The sequence below is a fragment of the Bacillus sp. JJ1532 genome, assembly GCF_036965085.1.
Taxonomy (GTDB): Bacteria; Bacillota; Bacilli; order Bacillales; family Cytobacillaceae; genus Cytobacillus.
Window position 1 is genome coordinate 11981 of the sequence record NZ_JBALOW010000111.1, and the last position, 8984, is coordinate 20964.

Annotated in this window: 7 protein-coding genes and 1 riboswitch; of the genes, 5 read left to right on the plus strand and 2 right to left on the minus strand. The window is 39.3% G+C overall.

The features are described from left to right. Positions 1-247: 247 nt before the first annotated feature. A riboswitch (SAM riboswitch) is annotated at positions 248-369 on the plus strand. An 80-nt stretch (positions 370-449) separates the two neighbouring features. The 4 genes from V7122_RS23805 to metH are packed head-to-tail and all read left to right on the plus strand — an operon-like array spanning position 450 to position 8050. Then, a complete protein-coding gene (locus V7122_RS23805) occupies positions 450-1562 on the plus strand; it encodes a methionine biosynthesis PLP-dependent protein (protein ID WP_335529652.1) in 1113 nt (370 codons plus the stop codon). Further along, positions 1559-2737, plus strand: a complete 1179-nt coding sequence (gene metC / locus V7122_RS23810; protein WP_335355378.1) for a cystathionine beta-lyase — start codon at positions 1559-1561, stop codon at positions 2735-2737. Before V7122_RS23805 ends, metC begins: the two co-directional genes overlap by 4 nt. A gap of 17 nt (positions 2738-2754) precedes the next feature. Next, complete coding sequence (locus V7122_RS23815; RefSeq protein ID WP_335355379.1) at positions 2755-4620, plus strand: bifunctional homocysteine S-methyltransferase/methylenetetrahydrofolate reductase; 1866 nt, start codon at positions 2755-2757, stop codon at positions 4618-4620. Next, positions 4598-8050 (plus strand): methionine synthase, encoded by a 3453-nt coding sequence (gene metH, locus V7122_RS23820; protein WP_335529653.1) that lies wholly within the window; start codon positions 4598-4600, stop codon positions 8048-8050. Before V7122_RS23815 ends, metH begins: the two co-directional genes overlap by 23 nt. 77 nt (positions 8051-8127) lie before the next feature. Here metH and V7122_RS23825 read toward each other — a convergent pair whose 3' ends face one another. Together V7122_RS23825 and V7122_RS23830 are read right to left on the minus strand one after the other, a co-directional pair. Further along, positions 8128-8451 (minus strand): YqzG/YhdC family protein, encoded by a 324-nt coding sequence (locus V7122_RS23825; protein WP_335529655.1) that lies wholly within the window; start codon positions 8449-8451, stop codon positions 8128-8130. Then, positions 8448-8594, minus strand: a complete 147-nt coding sequence (locus V7122_RS23830) for a hypothetical protein (RefSeq protein WP_335347736.1) — start codon at positions 8592-8594, stop codon at positions 8448-8450. The genes V7122_RS23825 and V7122_RS23830 overlap by 4 nt, the downstream gene beginning before the upstream one ends. Before the next feature lie 135 nt (positions 8595-8729). Between V7122_RS23830 and V7122_RS23835 the strand changes: the two genes are divergently transcribed. Next, complete coding sequence (locus V7122_RS23835; protein WP_335529657.1) at positions 8730-8888, plus strand: hypothetical protein; 159 nt, start codon at positions 8730-8732, stop codon at positions 8886-8888. Positions 8889-8984: the final 96 nt, after the last annotated feature.

Consider the following 8984-nt stretch of genomic DNA (forward strand, 5'->3'; position numbering starts at 1 on the left):
TAAAAGTTAGATATTCAAAGGTTTTAAACATGGATATAGTAGAATATATTCGCATCTATAAATCTTATTTTAATAAAATATTTACCATTTTTTTCTGATATAGGCTAATTGCTTGATTTAATAGGAAAGAAAGCGGTTTCAATGATACTGGTCTTTCTTGCATGTGACTCAAATCATAAATTATTTATGAAAGAGGATTGACTTTTCTGAAAGTTAGAGTGTAAACTTAATGAAAATTAAAAATGATTTCTTATCAAGAGAGGTCGAGGGTAAGGCCCGAAGACGCCTCAGCAACCATCAATCGCTAATTAGATTGAAAAGGTGCTAATTCCTGCAAGTTTTTTGTTATAAAAACTTGAAAGATAAGAAGAGTGACTATGTAAACAATGAAAAGTCTTCTTCTTAAGAAGGCTTTTTTTATTGTTTTAAGACAAAAAGGAGTGCTGACAATGTATAAAACTGACACAATTCTTGCTCAAATTGGTAATCGCAGTGAAACAGTCACTGGAACTGTAAACCCCCCTGTTTATTTTTCTACAGCCTATCGACACGAAGGGATTGGACAGTCTACTGGTTTTGATTATATCCGAACAGGAAATCCAACAAGATCCATATTGGAAAAGGCAATTGCCGAGCTTGAAGAAGGAGATCAAGGCTATGCGTGCAGTTCAGGAATGGCTGCGATTCTTACGGTCCTCTCCATTTTCCAATCAGGCGATGAATTAATAGTTTCTAAGGATCTATATGGCGGTACATACCGTTTATTCGAACAAGGATATAAGAAATGGGGATTGAATTGTAAATATATTAAGGACTTTTCAGATGAGAGTCTGGAACAGGAAATCACAGCAAAGACAAAGGCAATTTTCATAGAAACGCCTACAAACCCATTAATGGAGCAAACAGATATTAAAGAAGTTGCTGAATTCGCTAAAAAGCATCAGCTTTTGCTAATTGTCGATAACACTTTTTATACCCCTGTTTTGCAGCAGCCAATTAAGCTTGGTGCAGACATTGTGATCCATAGTGCAACGAAGTATTTAGGCGGACATAATGATGTTCTAGCCGGATTAATTGTTGCAAATGGAAAAGAGTTATGCGAATCATTAGCTATGTACCACAATGCAGCAGGCGGAGTATTAAGCCCATTTGATTCATGGCTTCTTATTCGCGGAATGAAAACTCTTTCACTTCGGATGGAACGACATGAAAAGAATGCTCAAAAACTAGTTCATTACTTATCTGATCATGAAGCAGTAACGGATGTCCTTTACCCTGGCCGCGGAGGAATGATTTCATTTCGGATTAAGGACGAATCCTATGTGAATCCGTTTTTACAAAGTCTTTCCCTCATTTCATTTGCGGAAAGCCTTGGGGGTGCAGAGAGCTTTATCACCTACCCTGCTACCCAAACTCATGCGGATATTCCTGAACATATTCGAATTGAAACCGGAGTTTGTAATCGATTATTGCGTTTTTCCGTGGGCATCGAAAATACTGATGATATCATTCAAGATTTAGAATTGGCTTTCGCTAAGGTTTTGGAGGGGGTAACACTATGAGTAATGAACTTAACTATAATTTTGAAACGAAGCTTTTGCATAATCATCATAAGTATGATCCAATAACTGGTGCTGTAAGTGTACCGATAAACCATGCTTCCACCTTTCATCAATCAGACTTTGATACATTTGGAAAATATGATTACGGCAGAAGTCTGAACCCGACACGTGAAGCTCTTGAAACAGTTATCGCTGAGCTAGAGGAAGGAACGCATGGTTTTGCATTCGCATCCGGAATGGCAGCAATTTCAACCGCTTTTCTTCTGTTATCAAAAGATGATCACGTTTTAATAACGGAGGATGTTTATGGTGGCACCTATCGTTTTGTCACCCAAGTACTAACCCGTTTTGGAATTGCTCATTCGTTTGTTGATATGACGGACCTCGATGCAGTTCAAAAAGCTATTTTACCTAATACAAAGGTGTTTTACGTGGAAACCCCCTCTAATCCGCTCTTAAAAGTGACCGATATAAAAGCAATTGCTGACTTGGCAAAAAAAAATGGGGCTTTAACATTTGTTGATAATACATTTTTAACACCCGCCTTACAAAAACCGCTTTCTTTAGGTGCGGATGTCGTTTTACATAGTGCAACGAAATTTTTATCAGGACATAGTGATGTCGTTGCGGGCCTTGCTGTAGTGAAAGATGCTGAGCTCGCTAAAAAACTAGGATTCTTACAAAATTCTTTTGGTGCTATCTTGGGTGTTCAAGATGCTTGGCTTGTTTTAAGAGGGATTAAAACTCTGCATGTCAGATTAGAACAATCAATGAATTCAGCACGAAAAATTGCTTCATTTATAAAAGAGCATCCTGCTATTAAAGAAGTATATTACCCAGGATTTAAAGAACATCAACAATATCAAATCCAAGCAAATCAAGCAAATGGGCCAGGAGCTGTTCTGTCATTTGAGCTTGAAAATGAACAGGCAGTTAGAGAGTTTGTTTCTAAGGTTAAAATCCCTGTTTTCGCAGTTAGTTTAGGAGCTGTAGAGTCAATTCTCTCCTACCCGGCTAAAATGTCTCATGCTGCCATGCCTGAGGCTGAACGTGAATATAGAGGAATTAAAAGCGGTTTGCTAAGACTTTCAGTTGGATTAGAAAATCCAGATGATCTTATAAAAGATATCACTTTAGCTTTAGCTGAATCTGGAACACTCGTAGAAATCGATTAGCACTAAGGAGGATGACAATGAGCTTCCTAGAGAAATTGAAAAATGAGATCGTGATTGCTGATGGTGCGATGGGAACTCTTCTTTATTCGTATGGGGCGGATAGCTGCTTTGAGAATTTAAATCTCACCCATGCTGAACAGATCCAGCAGATCCATGAGGCGTATATCCATGCTGGAGCAGATTTGATTCAAACCAATTCATATGCAGCCAATTATTTGAAGCTACAAAGGTACGGGCTTGAGGATAGTGTAAAAGAACTTAATACCTTTGCAGTTAGAAATGCGCGAAAAGCAGCGAAAAAGGAGACTTATGTAGCTGGAACGATTGGCGGAATTAGAGGAATTAAGCCCAATATGGTCGCTCTTGAGGAAATAAAAAGAAGTTTTAGAGAGCAGCTCTATTGCCTTCTGCTTGAAGGTGTAGATAGTATATTACTAGAAACTTATTATGACCTTGAAGAACTTGAAAATGTGCTGGCCATTGCTCGTAAAGAAACAGATTTACCGATCATTGCCCAGGTTTCACTTCATGAGGCTGCTATTTTGCAGGACCAAACTCCTGTTTCTGAAGCACTTTCAAGATTAGAATATTTAGGTGCTGATGTCGTAGGATTGAATTGCCGGCTTGGTCCCTACCATATGCTTCTGACATTGGAAAATGTTCCGTTGCCGAAGCATGCATTTCTATCTGCCTATCCAAATGCCAGCATACCGGCCTACACAGATGGAAAATTTCATTATGAAGGAGATTCGGAATACTTTAGACAATCGGCACGTAATTTTCGAAATCAAGGTATTAGACTATTAGGAGGCTGCTGCGGGACGACTCCTGATCATATTCGGGCATTTGCTTCAGAACTAAAAGGAATGCCGCCTATTAAAGAAAAAACCATTAAAAAACGCAGTGAAATAAAAATAACTAACCCTCCTGCTGCCATTCGGGAAAATCCGCCTTTACATGATATTGTCAAGGAGAGATCTTCTATTATCGTGGAGCTTGACCCGCCTAAGAAATTAAATACGAATAAATTTTTCGAGGGTGCAAAAGCCTTGAAAGATGTTGGCATTGATGCCATTACGTTAGCGGATAATTCATTGGCTTCTCCAAGAGTATGTAATTCTGCTCTCGGCTATCGTGTTAAAAAGGAAATTGGAGTAAGGCCATTGGTGCATATTACATGCAGAGACCGAAATATCATCGGCCTTCAGTCTCATTTAATGGGGCTTCATACCCTTGGTTTACATGATGTATTAGCTGTAACAGGTGATCCGGCAAGAGTTGGAGACTTTCCTGGTGCATCTTCCGTTTATGATTTGTCATCATTTGAATTAATCCAGATGATTAAGCAGTTGAATGAAGGCTTATCGATTTTAGGAAAGGATTTAGGTGAAAAAGCTGCCTTTTCCATTGGTGCCGCCTTTAATCCTAATGTCAGAGCAGTCGATAAGGCGGTTCAGCGACTGGAGAAGAAAATTGAATTTGGTGCTGATTATTTTATTAGCCAGCCTGTCTTTTCAGAGGAAAAATTGATCGAGGTCCATCAAGCAGTAAAGCATTTAAAAAACCCGATATATATAGGCCTAATGCCATTAATCAGCCATAAAAACGCAGAATTCCTTCATAATGAAGTTCCGGGAATCAAAATATCAGATTCCATTCGGAAAATTATGGCTGATTGTAAGGATGATCCAGTTCATGCAGCGCGTGAAGGGGTTGCCATAACTAAATCTCTCATTGATGCAGCCGCAGAATTATTTAACGGAATCTATTTAATTACTCCGTTTATGCGATATGAGTTAACTGTTGAATTATCAGCATATGCCCATGAAGCAAGTGCCAAGATTGCAAGGAGGAAACAACATGCAGAAGTCACTATTAATTGAACAGCTAAAGAGTAAAATTCTCATTATGGATGGCGCTATGGGAACAATGCTACAGAATGCCAATTTAACTCCCGATGATTTCGGAGGCGAGGAATATGATGGCTGTAATGAAAATTTAAATATTACTGCCCCTTCTGTCATTAAAAAAATCCATCTGGAGTATTTACAAGCAGGAGCAGATATTGTTGAAACAAACACATTCGGTGCAACAAGTATTGTCCTAGATGAATACGATTTAGGTCATAAAGCCTACGAAATTAATAAAAAAGCTGCCCTTCTTGCACGTAAAGCTGTCGATCAGATTTCAACCTCCCAATGGCCGCGATTTGTCGCAGGTGCTATGGGCCCTACAACTAAGACACTTAGTGTAACTGGCGGAACTACTTTTGAAGCGTTGACACAATCATACGAAGAACAGGCAATCGGATTAATTGACGGTCAAGTGGATCTTCTTCTCCTTGAAACGAGTCAGGATATGCTGAATGTAAAAGCTGGTTTTATCGGCATTCAAAATGCATTTGAGAAAACAGGCAAGAAGCTTCCCCTTATTATCTCGGGAACGATTGAACCAATGGGTACCACTTTGGCCGGCCAGTCAATTGAAGCTTTCTATATTTCATTAGAACACATGAAACCGTTAGCGGTTGGCCTTAACTGTGCCACTGGTCCTGAGTTTATGCAGGACCATATCCGCTCCCTATCAGGTCTTGCTTCATCAGCAGTTAGCTGTTATCCAAACGCTGGGCTGCCTGATGAAGAAGGACAATATCATGAAACACCTGAATCACTTGCTTTGAAATTAGGCGGATTTGCGTCTGAAGGCTGGCTGAATATTGTTGGCGGCTGCTGTGGAACAACTCCGGCCCATATTAAAGCAATTGCAGATGAAATGGCGAAATATCAGCCCCGAGGCTATGAAAAAAGCACAACCCATAAAGTATCCGGAATCGAACCTTTTATCTATGATGATCCTACCCTTCGACCTATTATGGTTGGCGAAAGGACGAATGTTATTGGGTCACGAAAGTTTAAGCGATTAATTAAGGAAGGAAAATTTGAAGAGGCTGCTGAGGTTGCCAGAGCACAAATTAAGGGCGGAGCTCACGTCATCGATGTTTGTCTTGCTGATCCAGACCGTGAAGAAATTGAAGATATGAAAAACTTCATGAAAGAATTGGTCAAGAAAGTTAAAGCTCCTCTAGTGATTGATTCAACTGATGACCTTGTTATAGAGAAGGCCCTTACCTACTCACAAGGGAAAGGCATAATAAATTCAATCAATCTTGAGGATGGCGAGGATAGATTTGCCGCAATCGCTCCGCTTGTTCATAAATATGGTTCCGCTGTAGTTGTTGGGACGATCGATGAAAAAGGCATGGGGGTTACAGCTGATAAGAAGCTGGAAATTGCCAAGCGTTCCTATGATTTACTAGTAGGCAAATATGGCATCCAGCCAGAGGATATCATTTTTGACCCTCTTGTCTTCCCTGTCGGTACAGGTGATGCACAATATATTGGAAGTGCAAAAGCAACTGTTGAGGGAATTCGATTAATTAAAGAAGCAATGCCAGAGGTCCAAACAATTCTTGGAATTAGTAACGTATCCTTTGGTCTCCCTCCTGTCGGCAGAGAAATATTGAATTCTGTATTTCTTTATCATTGCACACAGGCGGGACTCGACTATGCAATCGTTAATACAGAAAAGCTTGAGAGATTTGCCTCCATCCCTAAAGAGGAAGTTCAGTTAGCTGAGAAATTATTATTTGAAACAACTGATGAAACACTTGCTGCTTTTACAGAGTTTTACCGTGATAAGAAAAAAGAACAAAAAAGCATGATGCCTGATATGACATTAGAAGAACGTCTAGCCTATTATGTCGTGGAAGGAACAAAGGAAGGTCTTATTCCTGATCTAGAAGAAGCTCTTCGCACCTACCCTGCCCCACTTGAAATTATTAATGGGCCATTAATGGATGGGATGAAGGAAGTTGGCCGTCTATTTAATGATAACCAGCTTATCGTAGCGGAAGTTCTGCAAAGTGCGGAGGTCATGAAGGCATCTGTTTCTTTCCTTGAACCTCATATGGAAAAGGATGATACAAGTGCGAATAAAGGAAAAATAGTTTTAGCAACGGTTAAGGGAGATGTCCATGATATCGGAAAGAACTTAGTCGATATCATCCTAAGTAATAATGGATTTGAAGTCGTAGATCTTGGGATTAAGGTCCCTCCTTCCGAGCTTGTAGAAACAATCAAGAAGGAAAAGCCAGATATGGTTGGCTTATCAGGATTGCTTGTGAAATCTGCACAGCAGATGGTCCTTACTGCTCATGATTTAAAGCAGGCTGGCATTGATATTCCAATACTTGTTGGCGGGGCAGCTCTGTCCCGCAAATTCACAGATACGAAAATCGCGAAGGAATATGATGGCCTTGTTCTATATGCGAAGGATGCGATGAATGGCCTTTCCATCGCCAACCAGCTGCAAGATCCAGTTGAATTTGAAAAATTAAAAAGCGAACAAGCAGAAAAGCAAGAAGCAGCTCAAAACGCTGTTCCGTTTGACAGAAGTTCAATTGCTGTCGCTACAGCTGTGAAAGTAAGGCCAGCATTAAATACAAACGCACCTGTTTTTACACCACAGGATTTAAAAAGAAAAATATTAAATTCCATTACGATTTCACATATCGAGCCTTATATAAATAAGCAAATGTTAATTGGACATCATCTGGGCTTAAAGGGTAAATTAGAAAAACTTTTAGCAGAAAGTGATGAAAAGGCTGTAAAAATGAACGAAATGGTGAACGGATTAATTGATGATTCAAAAACAAATGGGTGGATTACGCCAGCTGCTGTCTATCAATTTTTCCCTGCACAATCAGATGGAGATAAGGTTCTCATTTACAATGAGGAACAAACTGAAATTATTGAAACCTTTGGATTCCCAAGACAAGAGGTTGAACCTTATTTATGCTTAGCTGACTTCTTAAAATCTAAAGAGAGCGGACAGATGGATTATGTTGCCTTCTTTACAGTTACGGCGGGCAGAGGGATTAGGCAAGTGGCCGATCAATTAAAGGAGCAAGGAAGGTTCCTTGAATGTCATGCCCTGCAATCACTCGCATTAGAATCAGCTGAAGGGTTCGCAGAACTTGTTCACAGACAAATTCGAGACCGCTGGGGTTTTCCTGACCCAGTTGATATGACAATGAAGGATCGCTTTGCCGCTAAATACCAAGGGCAAAGGTTCTCATTTGGATACCCAGCTTGTCCTAATTTAGAAGATCAGCAAAAGCTTTTCAAATTAATCAGCCCAGAGGACATTGGAGTAAATCTGACAGAAGGCTGTATGATGGAGCCCGAAGCATCAGTATCAGCCATTGTTTTTGCTCATCCAGAGGCTAGGTATTTTAATGTTGCAAAGGCATAACCCTTTTTCATAACTAAAAGCCAAAAACGTTGAAACTTTATTCAAACGTTTTTGGCTTTTTTATTACCTCTTCTCCATTATGTTGTTGATTTTTTTACACTTACATGAATAACCCTTTCGTTTTTTGGATCAAATTCAATATGAATAAACAATCCGAATTCCTTGCCGCCTTCTCGCAGCCAAAGCTTAAATTTTTCTATAGATGAATGATCCTTGTTCTCCCTGCCGATATGCAAATAATCGACAATATCTGCTTTTGGATATTTTTCCTTTGCTGTTTTTACGGCTAATTGTCCCCACTTTGCGTACGGTGGTGCATCTGGCTGAGCATAGAAGACCTGGCTTGAACATAGCATCAGAATCGTAACAATGAAGAACATTCTTCTCAACTCAATAGTCATAATGGTTCTTTCCTTTTATCTTCAATTGCTTCTCGGATCCGTTCTTCCTCCTCCTGAACGGAAATATAGGCGCTTTGTACGGCGAAATAATGATGGAGCAGATCTTTTTCATCCTGGCATTCCATACCTTCATCCTTTAACATTTCGCTTCCCTCCTTTTTGTAATGCTTTTCTATAGAATTTGACATTAAGGTCTTGCTTATTCAAGACACTGATGAACAAGACATACTTGAATATTATTTTCTTTTCATTGCAAGCTATTATTAGGAGGTGTTGGAATGAATCACGAAAAAGAGGTTCCAGATTTTACGGAAATGGATCATCAATTGAATGAAGCTGCATATACAACAGAAACGATTGTTACGAATTCAAATTTGGATTTAAACATTTCAACAGAAGAACAGAATACAGTAGAAGTAATAAGCAATCATTTATAGAATAAAAAAGCATTGCCGTTTTATTTGGCAATGCTTTCGTGATTTAAATCACAATTACTCTTTTGTTTTATGATTATAATCATACATAATAAGAAT

Coding starts and splice junctions, on each gene's coding strand:
- V7122_RS23805 (WP_335529652.1), top strand. CDS start 450: ATGTATAAAACTGACACAATTCTTGCTCAAATTGGTAATCGCAGTGAA.
- metC (WP_335355378.1), top strand. CDS start 1,559: ATGAGTAATGAACTTAACTATAATTTTGAAACGAAGCTTTTGCATAAT.
- V7122_RS23815 (WP_335355379.1), top strand. CDS start 2,755: ATGAGCTTCCTAGAGAAATTGAAAAATGAGATCGTGATTGCTGATGGT.
- metH (WP_335529653.1), top strand. CDS start 4,598: ATGCAGAAGTCACTATTAATTGAACAGCTAAAGAGTAAAATTCTCATT.
- V7122_RS23825 (WP_335529655.1), bottom strand. CDS start 8,451: ATGACTATTGAGTTGAGAAGAATGTTCTTCATTGTTACGATTCTGATG.
- V7122_RS23830 (WP_335347736.1), bottom strand. CDS start 8,594: ATGTTAAAGGATGAAGGTATGGAATGCCAGGATGAAAAAGATCTGCTC.
- V7122_RS23835 (WP_335529657.1), top strand. CDS start 8,730: ATGAATCACGAAAAAGAGGTTCCAGATTTTACGGAAATGGATCATCAA.